The organism is Xanthomonas sp. NCPPB 2922, assembly GCF_041520885.1.
GTDB classification, from domain to species: domain Bacteria; phylum Pseudomonadota; class Gammaproteobacteria; order Xanthomonadales; family Xanthomonadaceae; genus Xanthomonas; species Xanthomonas campestris.
Window position 1 is genome coordinate 109,328 of sequence record NZ_JBGOFY010000002.1, and the last position, 13,909, is coordinate 123,236.

Sequence of the window (13,909 nt, forward strand, 5' to 3'; positions counted from 1 at the left end):
CAGTCGGCTTACTGGGCCGCCAGGATCAGCGCGTCGACATCCAGCGCGTGGCCGGCGCGGGCCGCCTTGGTGCGCAGGTACTGCTCGTTCTCCGGCGTGATGTCGCCGGTGACCGGGATGCGGTCTTCCACCACGATACCGGCGGCACGCAGCCGCTCGGCCTTGGTCGGGTTGTTGGTCAGCAGGCGGATCCGGCTGATGCCCAGGCCGCGCAACATCGCCACCGCACTGCCGTAGCGGCGCTCATCCGGGCCAAAGCCCAGCTGCGCATCGGCATCGATGGTGTCCAGCCCGGCGTGCTGATAGCCGTATGCGCGCATCTTCGAGGCGATGCCCGTCCCGCGGCCTTCCTGATCCAGATACAGCAACACGCCGCCGCCGAGCTCCTTGAGCTTGGCCAGCCCGTGCCGCAACTGGTCGCCGCAGTCGCACTTGAGCGAGCCGAACAGATCGCCGGTGAGGCAGGACGAATGCACGCGCACCGGCACCGCACTGCCCAGATCCGGCTGGCCCACCACAATCGCCACCTGATCGCGCTGCGCCACGCCACCGCGGAACACCACGAACTCGCTCATGCCCAGGCCGCGCAACGGCACCGGGCTGCGGGTGACCAGTTCGTAGCCAGCCGCCGCCGAGGTGGCGCAGCCGCTGTCCAGGTCGTCCAGCGCCAGTGACTGGCAGCCGGCGAAGGCGGCGCGGTCTTGCTCGCCGGGCAGCTCCACCGCCAGCATCGCCGGCAGCAGCAGCCCAAGCCGTGCGATCTCCACCGCGCCGGCGTCCAGCGCATCGCCCGGGGTCCACTGCGAGGGCACCGGGGTATCGCGCAGATACGCGAGTGCGGCGAGCTGGTCGTAATCGTGGCTGACCAGCGCCACACGCGCACCCTGCTGGGCCACCAGGCCCAGCACCTGTGCGCGGGTGGGGGTCACGAACAGGTAATGCCGGCCCTGCGCGGCGCGCGCGAAGGCCATGTACGACTGCGCCGTGCTGCTGTCCAGCCCGAGCACGGCGCGGGTGTGTCCCTGGGCATCGGTGATGAGTACCGGGCGGCCGGCACGCAATTCGGCGGCGGCGCGCTCGCAACGGATCGCGGCCGGGTCACCGAAGGGTTGCGCGCTGGGGGAGGGAGAGGGACTGCTCATGCACGACTCCAAATGGGGACTGCCACGACCGCTTCAAGGCGGGCACCAGCGCAACCACACGCTGCCTGCCTTCGCCATTGTCGCGTGCCCGGCAAGCGCCGGCAGCCACGGGCGAATGGAACGCTGCGTCTGTGGCGGACCTGGACTGTGTGGCAGGCAGGGCCACCATTGGTTGCACCGCTGCCGCGTTGTTCATCGCCCGGCAATGCTTTTTAATCCGTCCACCCTGTCTTTGCCTGGATGCCATGCACATCGTCGACTGCAGCCATGCGCGCCACGCCGGCGCGATCCTGGACATCTTCAACGATGCCATCGCCCATTCCACGGCGCTGTACGACTACCGGCCGCGCCCGGCGGAGAGCATGGTGGGCTGGTTCGCCACCAAGCAGGCCGGCGGCTTTCCGGTGATTGGCGTGGAAGACGCCGATGGCACCTTGATGGGCTTTGCCAGCTACGGCACGTTTCGCGCCTGGCCGGCGTTCAAGTACAGCGTGGAGCATTCGATCTACGTGCACCGCGACCATCGCGGCAAAGGCCTGGGGCGCACCTTGCTGCAATTGCTGATCGACGCGGCGCAGGCGCGTGGCGTGCATGTGCTGGTCGGCGGCATCGACGCCAGCAATGCGGCCAGCATCGCGCTGCACGAACAGTTTGGCTTCACCCATGCCGGTACCGTGCGCGAAGCCGGTTTCAAGTTCGGTCGTTGGCTCGACCTGGCGTTCTATCAGCGCATTCTCAGCACGCCGAGCGACCCGCACGACGATTGAGCCTGGTAGCGATGACTTAGGCCGGGAGCACTTGGAAGGCGCTGCTGCGGCGCCTGATCTGTCTTTGAAATGCGACGCTCGCGGCCAAGCGCTGGCTCAGCACGCGCAAGGCAGAGCGTTTCTCGCAAGCCCGCCGCACTTCAATGCGGATGCCGCTCGGTCGCATACGGATTGGGCTCGCCGCTGCCCGGCGGGCGCAGCGTGTAGCGCTTGTAGGTCCACTGGTATTGCGCCGGGTCGCGCCGGGCGATCTGTTCGATGCCGGCATTGAGCGCGGTGGCCGCACGCACCGGGTCGGGGTCCGCCACCGCCGGCTCGGCCGGCTGCACATGCAGGGCGAATTGCAGATCGTCGCCGGCGCGCTCGCACCAGCCGTACAGCACGGTGGCGCCGGTGCGCTCGGCCAGCCGGTTGACCAGGGTCATGGTCAGCGCCGGGATACCGAAGAACGGCGCGAACACGCCATCGCCCATCTTCGGCTGCTGGTCGGGCAGGATGCCGACCGCGCCACCGTCCTTGAGCACCTTGAACAGCTGGCGCACCGCCGGGCCTTCCGCGCGCACCTGGCGCACGTTGTCGCCGCCACGGGCCAACTGCAGGAAGCCATCCACGGCATCGGAGTCCGGCGGGCGGTACACGATGGCGATCGGGCCGCGTTCGGACAGCCACTGATTGAGCAATTCCCAATTGCCGAAGTGCGGCGCCGCCACGATCACCCCGCGGCCCGACGCCAGCGCCGCGTCGTACAGCTCCTGCCCATTGCGCTGCAGCCGCGCCAGGTTCTCGGCCGGCGGGCGGGTCCAGGTACGCAGCACTTCCAGGGTCTGCCGGGCGGTGGAGCGCAGGATCCGCGCATGCAGCTGCGCGCGCTGTGCCGGTGCCAGTTCCGGGTAGGCCAGTTCCAGGTTGCGCCGCGCCACGCGGCTTTCGCGGGCATCGAGCTTGCGCCAGCTCCAGGCCAGCGTGTCGGCCACGCGCTTGAGCAACGGCCAGGGCAGCCGGCTCACGGTGGCGGCGGTGACATACAACAGGCGGGCGCGGACATCAGGTTTCATCCGGGCAATTCTAAACAGCGCGGCCGGCGATGACCCGTACGTGACAGCACTGGCCGCACTCGGCATGCTCGTGCCGCCCGACTGACTGAGGTGTTGCCCATGCTTGCACTGATCCAACGCGTCACCCGGGCCTCGGTCGCGGTCGATGCGCAGGTGGTCGGGCAGATTGGCCCCGGGCTGCTGGCCCTGATCGGTATCGAGCCCGGCGACACCGCGCCACAGCTGCGCCGCCTGGCCGAACGCCTGCTGGGCTACCGGGTGTTTTCCGATGAGGCCGGCAAGATGAATCGCTCACTTGCCGACACCGGTGGTGGGCTGCTGCTGGTGAGCCAGTTCACCCTGGCTGCCGACACCAAGGCCGGTATGCGGCCGAGCTTCAGCACCGCCGCGCCGCCAGAAGAGGCTGAACGGGCGTTCAATCAATTGGTGGCGATCTGCCGTGAAAAACATTCCGGCGGGGTGGAAACCGGCCGCTTCGGTGCCCATATGGTTGTCGACCTGGTCAATGACGGCCCGGTGACCTTCCTTCTCAGGCCCTAGCACGCCTCACTCAACCAGCTGCGTGTCTTGATTCCGGCAGACCGGGCTTCACGCTGGTATAATGCTAGGTTCTCTTTCCAATCTCAAAGCCGGTGGCGCGAGCACTCATGGCCAACGAACGTCCTGCCCAGCAATCCGACATCAAGCTACTGATCAGCAAGGGCCTGGAACAGGGCTATCTGACCTACGCCGAAGTCAATGACCACCTGCCCGACGACCTGGTCGACCCGGAGCAGATCGAAGACATCATCAGCATGATCAACGGCATGGGCATCGATGTCCATGAAGTTGCGCCCGATGCTGAAACCCTGCTGCTCAACGATGGCAACACCGGCAACCGCGAGGTTGACGACACTGCCGCCGAAGAAGCCGCCGCGGCGCTGACCGCGCTGGACACCGAAGGTGGTCGCACCACCGACCCGGTGCGAATGTACATGCGCGAGATGGGCACGGTCGAGCTGCTGACCCGCGAAGGCGAAATCGCCATCGCCAAGCGCATCGAAGAGGGCCTGAGCCAGGTCCAGGCCGCACTGGGTACGTTCCCGCTGTCGACCGAGCTGCTGCTGTCCGATTACGAAGCGCACAAGGAAGGCAAGAAGCGCCTGGCCGAGATCGTGGTCGGCTTCAACGACCTGATCGAAGAAGCCGACGCTGCCGCCGCAGCGCTGGCCGCTGCCGGCCCGGTGGCTGTCGACGAAGATGCGGTCGACGAAGACGCAGACGAAGACGGCGATGACGACGCTGCCGAGGAAGAAGCCGGCCCGACCGGTCCGGACCCGGTGGAAGTCGCCACGCGCATGGAGAACCTGGCCAACGAGTACGCCAAGTTCAAGAAGGCCTACGTCAAGTATGGCGCCGAGCACAAGAATGTGGCCAAGGCGCGCGAAGACATGGCCGCCATCTTCACCACACTCAAGCTGCCGCTGCCGCTGACCGATGCGCTGGTCACCCAGTTGCGTGGCGTGGTCAACGGCATCAAGGACCACGAGCGCAAGGTGCTGCACCTGGCGACCACCGTGGCGCGCATGCCGCGCAAGGACTTCATCCGTTCGTGGGAAGGCAACCAGACCAACCTGGAATGGGTGGAAGACGCACTCAAGCGCAAGCAGAAGTGGTCGTCGGCGCTGCGCGACGTCAAGGACCAGATCGTCTCCGAGCAGCAGGGTTCGATCGAGATGGAAAAGGCGAACTACCTGACCCTGGGCGAGATCAAGGAGATCAGCCGTGCGATGGCCTATGGCGAAGCCAAGGCGCGCAAGGCCAAGAAGGAAATGGTCGAGGCCAACCTGCGTCTGGTCATCTCCATCGCCAAGAAGTACACCAACCGTGGCCTGCAGTTCCTCGACCTCATCCAGGAAGGCAACATCGGCCTGATGAAGGCCGTGGACAAGTTCGAATACCGTCGCGGTTACAAGTTCTCCACGTATGCCACGTGGTGGATCCGTCAGGCCATTACCCGTTCGATCGCCGATCAGGCGCGCACCATCCGTATTCCGGTGCACATGATCGAGACGATCAACAAGTTGAACCGCATTTCCCGTCAGATGCTCCAGCAGTTCGGCCGCGAGGCCACGCCGGAGGAACTGGCCAAGGAAATGGACATGCCCGAGGACAAGATCCGCAAGGTGATGAAAATCGCCAAGGAGCCGATCTCGATGGAAACCCCGATCGGCGACGACGAGGATTCGCATCTGGGCGATTTCATCGAGGACACCAACGTGGAGTCCCCGATCGACAACACCACCAACATCAATCTCTCCGAGACGGTGCGGGACGTGTTGGCCGGCCTGACCCCGCGGGAAGCCAAGGTGCTGCGCATGCGCTTCGGTATCGACATGAACACCGATCACACGCTGGAAGAGGTCGGCAAGCAGTTCGATGTCACGCGTGAGCGGATTCGCCAGATAGAGGCCAAGGCGTTGCGTAAGCTGCGTCACCCGAGCCGTTCGGAACAGCTGCGGTCGTTCCTGGACATCGACTGATCGCACAGCGGTCAGCGCACTTCGGTTCCACAACAGCCCCGCTCATGCGGGGCTGTTGCGTTATGGGGGGTGTCCACGCGCTGCGGTTCGCAAGAAGCAACGCAGCACGCTAATCACATCAGCCTGGCGTGTTCACGGCACGCGCACGAAGCTACACAGGCCCGCAACATTAAGGACGCGTTTCCCGATTACTCACGTATTTTTCTAGCGCCACGCCCTACCGTGCTAATCGAATGGACACGAGAGCGCCACCATGAGCAGGCAAAGCCGATTCGAAACCACCACCTACCGCGACAGCGAGATCCGCGTGCGTGTGGAACAGGCGTCTGTCGGTGCGAAGTGGACGCTATGGGTGGATGTGTACGTTGCCCGCGGCAAACGGTTGCCACGGATCAGCGAGCAGAACGTGGAGTACGACAATTACCAGGACGCCATCGCGCACGGCTTTCGTACCGGCCGCGCGCTGGTGGATGCGCAGCAAGAAGTGGCCGATGCGTGAGTGGTGGTTGTTGCCGAGGACCACGAGTGCAGCGGAATAACCGGTGCAGCAATACGCAAGTGCGGCAATGAGCGCCTTGTAGTGCTGGCCTGAAGCAGCCGGTGACGAAGGTCCGATGCGCAGCAGAGACGCCCAGCCAACCGCTGGGCTTTTTTGTGGGCGTGGCACAGCCGGGCGGTTGTGCTTTTTCAGGTAAGCGCAGACGCAGCAGACAGCGAAGCAGCCGGGCAGGTAAACTTTGCCGACTCTGGGGCAGCTGATGCATGCAGCACCGACGAGCCGCGCGACGCAGGGCCTATAGCTCAACGGTTAGAGCAGAGGACTCATAATCCTTTGGTTCCAGGTTCGAATCCTGGTGGGCCCACCACACGATGCGAGGTTGTGTTTTTTGATCGCGTCCCGCACTGCTGACGCCGACTCCGATACGTGCGGTGATGTCGCGATAGATTCAAAGCTGATAGAGCACAGCACAGCCCTGGCCGGAGACGGATCTGCAGAGGCGCTTCGTGGCCGGCACGCCTAGCCCGCATGCGTCTTGGGTTCCTCGGTCTTTGTTATCAAGCGAGCACGACAGCACTGGCGGTCTGCAGGGCGCTATGATCGAGACTGCTTCCCTGGTCCTCGACTATGCTCATTGCACCGTATCCGAAGAATGAGCAGGCGCGCCTTCGCCTCCTGCGTCAGCTCGATATCCTGGACACAGCGGCAGAAGAGGTCTTTGACGAGATCACGCGCGAACTTGCCGAGAAATTGCAGGTGTCCACCGCACTGATTTCTCTGGTGGACGCAGACCGGCAATGGTTCAAATCCAGAGTCGGTCTCGATGTCTGCGAAACATCGCGGGACGTGTCGTTTTGCGCACATGCCGTGGGTGCGGGGGAGGCGCTGTTTGTGCGTGACGCCTTGACCGATGTTCGATTCAAGGACAACCCGCTCGTCCAAGGACCGCCCTACATTCGCTTCTATGCAGGGATACCGCTACGCAGTGAAAACGGTCTGCTCGTAGGAACCCTCTGCGCCCTCGACGCCCAGCCAAAAGAGCTGAATGAGGACGAGCTGCGGTTGATGAATCAGCTGGCGGAAAAGGCCAGCCATTATGTCTTTAGCCGTTTGAAGAGCGACCTGTCATCGAACCAGGAAGCGGATGCGAAGCAGATAGGCTTCGACTTCTCGCCAATCGCCATGGCGGTGTTCGGTGCCGATGAGGCGCTGGTCGCTGTCAACGCAGCGTGTTGCGCGTTATTGGGAACGACCAAGGCGGCGTTGCTTGCTTCTTCCGCCAATGCACTCTGGAAAGGCGATTCCGACGAACGCTTAAGCTTGAAAACGCGCGCCCACGATAGCGGTGTCCTTCCCGTCACCTTGAACGCGGGCAGCTTCTCGGGCAAGCGGGTCTGGCTGCAGGTGGTGACGAATGCGCAAACCGCACCGTCTTTTGTTGCACTTCTCTATCCAGAAAACGTGGGTGCGTCGTGGTCGAAACTCTAGGCTTTGCGCGTTTCGGGTTAGGCCGCCTCTTCGGATTCAGATTCCTTTCCTGTCGACAAGTAGATGCATGAGCGGCACACCTCATAGGGCGGGAAGCGCATGGTAGTTCCCTTCAATTGGCAACGCGTCATTCTAAGATCTGTTCCCTATTTTGCGGCGGCAATGATCCTGTTGATGGTCGGCACCAACGCCTACCAGACATGGACGGGATACCGTTCCGCATTGGACGCGGCTCGTAGCACAACTGAGAATCTTGCCCACTCTGTGGGGCAACATGCGGATGATGCAATCAAGGACGCTGACATACTCTCCATGAGCGTGGTGGAGCGAATCGAAGGTGATGGATTCGAGAACATCGACAGGAATCGGCTCCATCTTCTCTTCCAGCGTCAGGTACGCAGCCTTCCGCAATTGCACGGAATCTTCGTCTACGACGAAAAGGGTAACTGGATAGTCACCGACAAGGACAAAATTCCTGCGTCAGCCAACAATGCCGACAGAGAATATTTCCACTATCACAAGGCGCATGCGGGTGAGCGTGTGCACGTCGGCCCTGTGATTGCAAGTCGTTCGACCGGCGAGCTGATTATTCCGGTGTCCAGGCGAATCAATAACAAGGATGGAAGCTTCGGCGGGGTTTTTCTAGTGACTCTTCGCGTGCAGTACTTCAGTAGGTTCTATGCCGATTTCAGAATGGACGAGCAAGGTGTGATCGTTCTCGCAGATCAAAACGGAACCATCATGGTGCGTCATCCGTTCGACACGAACATGATTGGTAGAAATATCGCCAAGGGGGATATCTTTTCGAAGTACCTGCCGCATGCATCGCGGGGCGTGCACATGGTGGTTGCGATCACTGACAAGGTGGAGCGTATGTATGGCTACGAACGCCTCAATCGCTATCCGCTTGTCGTACTGGCCGGCAAGTCAAAGCGTGCAATTCTCGGGTCGTGGTACGAGAGTTTGTATGGCTCATTGATCATGCTCTGTCTGATCCTTCCGATTCCAGTCCTCTTTGCGACCCTTATTTCGCGCCAGATAAAGACAACGCTGAAAGTTGAAGATGAGCTGCGACTGGCGTATGCCGCAGTGGAAGCCATTGCCATGCAGGACAGCCTGACTGGTCTGGCGAACCGCAGGCAGCTTGATGTGGTGTTGCCCGCCGAGATCAAGCGCGCAAAGCGAACATCGCAGCCGCTCGGCGTGATCATGGTCGATATCGATTATTTCAAGCGGTACAACGACTATTATGGCCACCCTGCAGGCGACCTCTGCATCAAGGCAATCGCCAATGTGCTGAAGAACCACACGCGGCGCGCTGGCAATCTCGCTGCCAGGTACGGTGGAGAAGAGCTCACTGTGTTACTTCCCTCATGCGACCAGGCTGCGGTGCTGGCAGCAGCCGAGCGCATTGTGGAGAGTATTCGTGGGCTGCAGATTGCGCACGACGACAGTCCGGAGGGCTACGTCACTGTCAGCGTCGGGGCATATAGCTATAGCGCGTTCAACAAGGAGGTCGATGCAAGCGGGCTATTGAAATGCGCCGACGATGCGCTTTACGCGGCAAAGCAGGCTGGACGCAATCGCGCGCGCTTGAGCGCGTAGCCGCTGGCGCGCGGGGAACTGGTGCAGTGGGGAACGGTGTCCGGCGTGACGCCGGCGCTGTGGGTGCTGCACACCTCGCGGCGGCTGGCCGCGCCCAAGGTGCGCGCGTTCGTGGATTTTCTGTGCGCGCGCTACCCGGACGGGTCACTGGTGTTGCAGGGCTGACCATTGCGGGTGGCGCGTGCAGCGGCGTGGCGGCGTGCCGCTACGCTTTCTTCGGCGACACCCACATCGCAATCACCGCACGGAAGACGGTGTCTCCGGCGGTGTCCTTGATCAGCACTTCAACCGGGTACTCCCTGGCCACATCGAAAGTAGGTGACGGGTCGAGCGGGCGGGCTTCGGCCACCACCGCGGTCGTGGCTTTCTTGAGGTACTGCACGTCCATACCGCGCGGGATCCAGCGATGCGTGGCGGGCACGGTCACCTCGGTCATGGTGCCGCCGGCCAGTTCGGCCGCGTTGCACATGGCGATCGCATGCACGGTGCCGATGTGGTTCAGCACCTTGCGCCGCTTGCGCACGGCCACCACGCACTGGCCGGCGCGCAGCACTTCGAAGCGCGGGGAGATCGAGCCGAAGTAGGGCGCCTTCAGGCACAGCAGCCGGGAAAACAGCCATTTGCCGGCAGGCAGCGGGCTTAGCTGCGTCCAGATGTCGAGGGTCTGCGAGTGCGTGGCCATGTGCTGCGTTCGCTGTATGTGGGGGCGGAATGGTCGAAACATACCATGCAGTATGGTGGCCGCTGCAAGCGCCACGCAGCACCGCTCGATCTGGCTGTGCAGGTGTACGCCAGCCGGTGCAGCGGTTAGCGTTGCGCTGCCATCGCCTGGTGTAGCCGCACGGGCGCCCAGTGCTCAGGCATGCTCAGGACACGGTCCGCCCGGACCACACACAGGACGGACCCATGCTGTACGTGCTGATCGCGCTGCTGTTGATCGAAGCGGTGCTGATGCTGTGCTGGAACCGCTGGTACTGCCGCTGGGGCGTGCCCCTGTACGTGCGGCGCATTCCGGCCACCGCAACGGCGCTGGCACACTTCCCGTTGGGCCGCATCGAGATGACGCTGGATGACTCCGCGTGGGCGCCGCTGGTGTTCCACCCGCTGTCGGAAACAAGCAGTGCGTTTCGTGAAAGCGTATGGATGCGCCTCAAGCCGAACTACGCACCGGTGATGCGTGGCGTGGTGTTGGTGGACAAGCGCGATCGCGAGATCCGCATCGTGGGCCTGTGCAACTGGAGCATGCTGTGGGTGGCGCTGATGCTCGTCCAGGCGCTGCCGGTGGTGCCGCTGCCAGTGCTGGCATTTGCGGTCTTGCTGGGCGTGATCTACGCCATCCAGCGGCATCGCTTCAACCACGTGAGCGATGTGGCGGCGCGCTTGCTTGCCGAGCCCGCGCCGTGGCGGCCCGAGGTGCGTGTGTAGCGCCGTCAGGCCGGTGCATATTGCTCGGACATGACCTGAGGCGGTACTGCCAGATAGCGTTCGAACGACGTGACCAGGTGATTGAAGGTGGCGCGGATGCGTGGCACATCGCGCAGGTCTTCGTGGGTCACGATCCAGGTGGTGAGTGCGGGCAGTGCGACCTCGGGCAGCACCTGCACCAGGCATGGGTCTGCGCGGGCGATCGGGCATTGCGCAATGGCAATGCCCAGGCCGGCACGTGCGAGCGCAAGTTGCGCAGGGTGGCTGTCGGTGCGGGTGGCCAGGCGGTCACGCAGCAGGTGCGGATGCAGGGCGCGGGCCAGGCTCAGGTCGGCGCGGTTGCGATCGGGGCCGATGAGCTCGTGTTCGAGCAGTGCCTCTACCGTGGCCGGCGCGCCACGGCGCGCGATGTAATCGCGGTGCGCAAACAAGCCCAGGGCGATCGCACCGACCTTGCGCGCCACCAACGCGCCTTGCGTGGGCGGCTGCATGCGCACGGCAATATCGACTTCCTGCTCCAGCAGGTCCGCCGGCGTGTTGCTGAGCACCAGCTCGGTGACGATATGCGGATGCATCTGGCGCAAGCGCGCCAGCATCGCCGGCAGGACTTCGACGCCAACAAAGTCCGACACGCTGATCCGCACGGTGCCGGCGACCAGGCCGGGCGGTGCAGACGCCAGCCGCACGAACATCGCCGAGGCACGCGCCATGGTGCGGGCCGCCGCTTCCAGCCCGCGCGCTTCGCTGGTGGGGATCAGGCCGGTGATCGCACGGGTGAACAAGGTGGTGCCCAGCGCGGCTTCAAGCGAAGCGATGCGTGCGCGCACGGTGGGCTGGGCAACGCCCAGCTGGCGCGCGGCAGCCGAGAGACTGCCGGTATCGAGAACCGCCAGGAAGGTGCGTTGATCTTCCCAGGCGATGTCATGGCTCATAAGAATTTTTCCGGCGGCTGGGCATGTTTTGCCAGTTCCATCCTAGCCGCTGCAACGGCACTCTTGCGCTGCTCTGCAGTGATGCCCCATGCGGGCGACCAACACTTACCGCTGAGATCGCTTGGTGTCGTTGTGCGCATCAGGTGTGGGCGAAGACAGCGCTGGAATGCAGCCTCTGCGGCGGCGTGCAGCGCCACCGGTTGTGCTGGGTGTCCACAACGCGGCGATGCACAGGTTGGTCGCGTTGATGTGGTTGCGCGCTTGCGATGCGGTCGCGCCTGCCACGGTGGAGCGGCCGGTTGTGCGCTCGGCGGATCAGGCAAGGATTGCGGAGGATGCGGCTACCGGCTCCGCACACGCCTGCAGCACAGTGTTCCCCAGCGCAGTGCAGTACCGCGCGTTACTTCAACAGGAGGAATTTCCTATGCAGCACGCAACGTCTCTGGATCAGTATCGCTTGCTCGGCCGCTCCGGTCTGCGCGTCTCGCCGCTGGCGCTGGGCACGATGACCTTCGGCAAGGAATGGGGCTGGGGTGCCGATGAAGCCGACGCCACGCGCATCTTCGATGCATATGTCGAGCGTGGCGGCAACTTCATCGACACCGCGGTGAACTACACCAACGGTGCGTCCGAACGCATGCTGGGCCGGTTGATCGCCGACAAGCGCGAGCGTGTGGTGGTGGCGACCAAGTTCACCATGGCGCGCGAGCCGGGCAACATCAATTCCGGCGGCAATCACCGGCTCAACCTGATGCGCTCAGTGGAAACCAGCCTGCGCCAGCTCGCCACCGACCGCATCGACCTGTTGTACCTGCACGCCTGGGACTTCACCACCGCGCCGGATGAAGTGATGCGCGCGCTGGATGATCTGGTGCGTGCCGGCAAGGTGCTGTACCTGGGCATCTGCAACACGCCGGCCTGGCGCGTGGCGCAGCTGCAGACGCTGGCGGATCTGCGTGGCTGGTCGCCGTTGGTGGCCCTGCAGATCGAGTACAGCCTGGTCGAACGCACGGTCGAGCATGAGCTGATGCCGATGGCGCGTGAGTTGGGGCTAGGTGTCATGCCCTGGTCGCCGCAGGGCGGCGGCATTCTCACCGGCAGGTACACGCGCGCAGACCTGTCCGACGAGAACGGCGCGGAGGTGGCTGCCAGCCGCAAGGGCGTGATTGCCTCCACCGGGCATCTCAACGCGCGCTCGCTGGATATCGCCGATGTGGTGGGCGAGGTCGCCGACGAACTGGGTGCCTCACGCTCGCAGGTCGCATTGGCGTGGACCTTGCGCAACCCGGCGGTGGTTGCGCCAGTGATGGGCGCGCGCACGCTGGAGCAGGCGCTGGACAACTTCGGTGCACTCGGCCTGACGTTCAGCGATGCGCAACTGCAGCGGTTGGATGCCGCCAGCGCGCCGGCACCGATCTTTCCCGAGCGGTTCATCGGCCGGCCGATGGCGCAGCAACTCATCTACGGCACCGGCAGCGTGCAGCTGCGCCGTTGAGCACCGGAGTACCGCACATGAGCAGACACACCGCATTGCCTGCCGTCCTGCTGGCGGCCGTGCTGTGGCTGCCCGGCGCACAGGCGGCCAGCGTGGCCGCCCCCGCCGCAGCCGCACAGCACGACACCTCGCGCATGGCTGCGCACAACAAGCAGCTGGTCGATACCGCGTTCAAGCAGTGGGCGGCCGGCGGCAGCGGGTTGTTCGACACGCTGCTGGCCAGCGACGTCACCTGGACCATCGAAGGCTCCGGCCCGTTCGCCGGCACCGTGCATGGGCGCGACGCGCTGGTCGATAAAGCGGTGCGCCCGTTGGCCAGCCGCCTGTCCACGCCGCTGCGGCCGCTGCACTGGCAGCTGTGGGCCGATGGCGCGCATGTGATCGTGCAATGGGAAGGCGCGGCCACCGCGCGCGATGGCGTCCCGTACCGCAATCGTTATGCGTGGATCATGCGGATGCGCGACGACAAAGTGGTGGAGGTCAACGCCTTCCTGGATCTGCCGCACTACACCGATGTGTTGCAACGCATCCCGGACACGGCCGCACGCGTGGGCAGCCCATGAACGATACCCGCATGCAGCTCGCTGTTGCGGTGGCCATCGGCGCCGGCGCTGCCGTGCTGTGCGGGCCCACCAGCGCATGGCGCGGCGATGCATCCGGCGTCGGCAGCGCAGCCTCTTCTTCTCCCTTGGAGCATCTCATGCAACACCATCCGTACTTGGGCATGTGGGTCACTGGTGACGGCCGCATCCGTCAGGAGCTGTTGCCCACCGGCCGCTACGACGAAGCCCGCGGCACACGCAAGAGTGCCTATCAAGGCCGCTATGAAGTGGAAGGCAATCGGATCCAGTATTGGGACGACACCGGCTTCACCGCCGATGGCACGTTCGTCACCGCCGATGAACTGCATCACGATGGCATGGTGTTCTATCGTGAAACTGGCGAGTAACGAAGCCACACGCCGCTGCAGAGTGAAACG

The 13,909-nt window shown here is 64.0% G+C and carries 14 protein-coding genes, 1 tRNA gene and 1 pseudogene; 12 read left to right on the forward strand and 4 right to left on the reverse strand.

What is annotated here, in order from left to right:
• Positions 1 to 8 precede the first annotated feature (8 nt).
• Positions 9 to 1,142 (reverse strand): GTP cyclohydrolase II RibA, encoded by a 1,134-nt coding sequence (ribA, locus tag ACD584_RS02980; RefSeq protein WP_076036542.1) that lies wholly within the window; start codon positions 1,140 to 1,142, stop codon positions 9 to 11.
• 245 nt (positions 1,143 to 1,387) lie between these two features.
• On the opposite strand from ribA, the gene ACD584_RS02985 reads away from it, so the two are divergent.
• Positions 1,388 to 1,909 (forward strand): GNAT family N-acetyltransferase, encoded by a 522-nt coding sequence (locus ACD584_RS02985; RefSeq protein WP_014506404.1) that lies wholly within the window; start codon positions 1,388 to 1,390, stop codon positions 1,907 to 1,909.
• A gap of 140 nt (positions 1,910 to 2,049) precedes the next feature.
• Here the strand turns inward: ACD584_RS02985 and ACD584_RS02990 are convergent, their stop codons facing one another.
• Positions 2,050 to 2,964 (reverse strand): lauroyl acyltransferase, encoded by a 915-nt coding sequence (locus tag ACD584_RS02990; protein ID WP_070693426.1) that lies wholly within the window; start codon positions 2,962 to 2,964, stop codon positions 2,050 to 2,052.
• Positions 2,965 to 3,063: 99 nt separating this feature from the next.
• Here ACD584_RS02990 and dtd point away from each other — a divergent pair, with 99 nt between their 5' ends.
• From dtd to ACD584_RS03025, 7 genes and pseudogenes are all read left to right on the forward strand, one after another.
• A complete protein-coding gene (gene dtd / locus ACD584_RS02995; protein WP_011038819.1) occupies positions 3,064 to 3,504 on the forward strand; it encodes a D-aminoacyl-tRNA deacylase in 441 nt (146 codons plus the stop codon).
• Between the two features lie 107 nt (positions 3,505 to 3,611).
• A complete protein-coding gene (rpoD, locus tag ACD584_RS03000; protein WP_076036541.1) occupies positions 3,612 to 5,486 on the forward strand; it encodes an RNA polymerase sigma factor RpoD in 1,875 nt (624 codons plus the stop codon).
• Positions 5,487 to 5,739: 253 nt separating this feature from the next.
• Entirely contained in the window at positions 5,740 to 5,985 is a 246-nt protein-coding gene (locus ACD584_RS03005; protein ID WP_012439399.1) for a hypothetical protein, read from the forward strand.
• Positions 5,986 to 6,276: 291 nt separating this feature from the next.
• Positions 6,277 to 6,352 (forward strand) — tRNA-Ile (locus tag ACD584_RS03010).
• 260 nt (positions 6,353 to 6,612) lie between these two features.
• The gene (locus ACD584_RS03015) at positions 6,613 to 7,473 is read left to right on the forward strand and encodes a GAF domain-containing protein (RefSeq protein ID WP_076036540.1); all 861 of its coding nucleotides are present in this window, start codon (positions 6,613 to 6,615) and stop codon (positions 7,471 to 7,473) included.
• Between the two features lie 162 nt (positions 7,474 to 7,635).
• Positions 7,636 to 9,078 carry a sensor domain-containing diguanylate cyclase gene (locus ACD584_RS03020; protein ID WP_323475332.1) on the forward strand — a complete coding sequence of 481 codons (1,443 nt, stop codon included), beginning with the start codon at positions 7,636 to 7,638 and terminating at the stop codon, positions 9,076 to 9,078.
• Positions 9,079 to 9,081: 3 nt separating this feature from the next.
• Positions 9,082 to 9,243: pseudogene (locus tag ACD584_RS03025) on the forward strand (LysR family transcriptional regulator); the annotation flags it as partial.
• A gap of 40 nt (positions 9,244 to 9,283) precedes the next feature.
• Here ACD584_RS03025 and ACD584_RS03030 read toward each other — a convergent pair.
• Positions 9,284 to 9,760: a hotdog fold domain-containing protein gene (locus ACD584_RS03030; protein WP_076036538.1), complete on the reverse strand. Its 477-nt coding sequence runs from the start codon at positions 9,758 to 9,760 to the stop codon at positions 9,284 to 9,286.
• Positions 9,761 to 9,984: 224 nt separating this feature from the next.
• Here ACD584_RS03030 and ACD584_RS03035 point away from each other — a divergent pair, with 224 nt between their 5' ends.
• Positions 9,985 to 10,503, forward strand: a complete 519-nt coding sequence (locus ACD584_RS03035; protein ID WP_014506412.1) for a hypothetical protein — start codon at positions 9,985 to 9,987, stop codon at positions 10,501 to 10,503.
• Between the two features lie 5 nt (positions 10,504 to 10,508).
• On the opposite strand, the gene ACD584_RS03040 is transcribed toward ACD584_RS03035, so the two are convergent.
• Positions 10,509 to 11,435 (reverse strand): LysR family transcriptional regulator, encoded by a 927-nt coding sequence (locus ACD584_RS03040; RefSeq protein WP_070691586.1) that lies wholly within the window; start codon positions 11,433 to 11,435, stop codon positions 10,509 to 10,511.
• 424 nt (positions 11,436 to 11,859) lie between these two features.
• Here ACD584_RS03040 and ACD584_RS03045 point away from each other — a divergent pair, with 424 nt between their 5' ends.
• Genes ACD584_RS03045 through ACD584_RS03055 form a run of 3 tightly spaced genes read left to right on the forward strand, consistent with a single transcriptional unit; the run spans position 11,860 to position 13,879 of the window.
• Positions 11,860 to 12,930 (forward strand): aldo/keto reductase, encoded by a 1,071-nt coding sequence (locus ACD584_RS03045; RefSeq protein ID WP_076036536.1) that lies wholly within the window; start codon positions 11,860 to 11,862, stop codon positions 12,928 to 12,930.
• Between the two features lie 17 nt (positions 12,931 to 12,947).
• Positions 12,948 to 13,493, forward strand: a complete 546-nt coding sequence (locus ACD584_RS03050) for a nuclear transport factor 2 family protein (RefSeq protein ID WP_175611589.1) — start codon at positions 12,948 to 12,950, stop codon at positions 13,491 to 13,493.
• Positions 13,490 to 13,879, forward strand: coding sequence for an Atu4866 domain-containing protein (locus ACD584_RS03055; protein WP_076036534.1), 390 nt, complete (start codon positions 13,490 to 13,492; stop codon positions 13,877 to 13,879). Before ACD584_RS03050 ends, ACD584_RS03055 begins: the two co-directional genes overlap by 4 nt.
• Positions 13,880 to 13,909 lie beyond the last annotated feature (30 nt).

What these genes read in the sequence shown, in the direction of transcription:
- ACD584_RS03030 (WP_076036538.1), bottom strand. Translation starts at nt 9,760, where the DNA reads ATGGCCACGCACTCGCAGACCCTCGACATCTGGACGCAGCTAAGCCCG.
- ribA (WP_076036542.1), bottom strand. Translation starts at nt 1,142, where the DNA reads ATGAGCAGTCCCTCTCCCTCCCCCAGCGCGCAACCCTTCGGTGACCCG.
- dtd (WP_011038819.1), top strand. Translation starts at nt 3,064, where the DNA reads ATGCTTGCACTGATCCAACGCGTCACCCGGGCCTCGGTCGCGGTCGAT.
- ACD584_RS03040 (WP_070691586.1), bottom strand. Translation starts at nt 11,435, where the DNA reads ATGAGCCATGACATCGCCTGGGAAGATCAACGCACCTTCCTGGCGGTT.
- ACD584_RS03005 (WP_012439399.1), top strand. Translation starts at nt 5,740, where the DNA reads ATGAGCAGGCAAAGCCGATTCGAAACCACCACCTACCGCGACAGCGAG.
- ACD584_RS02990 (WP_070693426.1), bottom strand. Translation starts at nt 2,964, where the DNA reads ATGAAACCTGATGTCCGCGCCCGCCTGTTGTATGTCACCGCCGCCACC.
- rpoD (WP_076036541.1), top strand. Translation starts at nt 3,612, where the DNA reads ATGGCCAACGAACGTCCTGCCCAGCAATCCGACATCAAGCTACTGATC.
- ACD584_RS03015 (WP_076036540.1), top strand. Translation starts at nt 6,613, where the DNA reads ATGCTCATTGCACCGTATCCGAAGAATGAGCAGGCGCGCCTTCGCCTC.
- ACD584_RS03045 (WP_076036536.1), top strand. Translation starts at nt 11,860, where the DNA reads ATGCAGCACGCAACGTCTCTGGATCAGTATCGCTTGCTCGGCCGCTCC.
- ACD584_RS03035 (WP_014506412.1), top strand. Translation starts at nt 9,985, where the DNA reads ATGCTGTACGTGCTGATCGCGCTGCTGTTGATCGAAGCGGTGCTGATG.
- ACD584_RS03055 (WP_076036534.1), top strand. Translation starts at nt 13,490, where the DNA reads ATGAACGATACCCGCATGCAGCTCGCTGTTGCGGTGGCCATCGGCGCC.
- ACD584_RS03020 (WP_323475332.1), top strand. Translation starts at nt 7,636, where the DNA reads ATGATCCTGTTGATGGTCGGCACCAACGCCTACCAGACATGGACGGGA.
- ACD584_RS03050 (WP_175611589.1), top strand. Translation starts at nt 12,948, where the DNA reads ATGAGCAGACACACCGCATTGCCTGCCGTCCTGCTGGCGGCCGTGCTG.
- ACD584_RS02985 (WP_014506404.1), top strand. Translation starts at nt 1,388, where the DNA reads ATGCACATCGTCGACTGCAGCCATGCGCGCCACGCCGGCGCGATCCTG.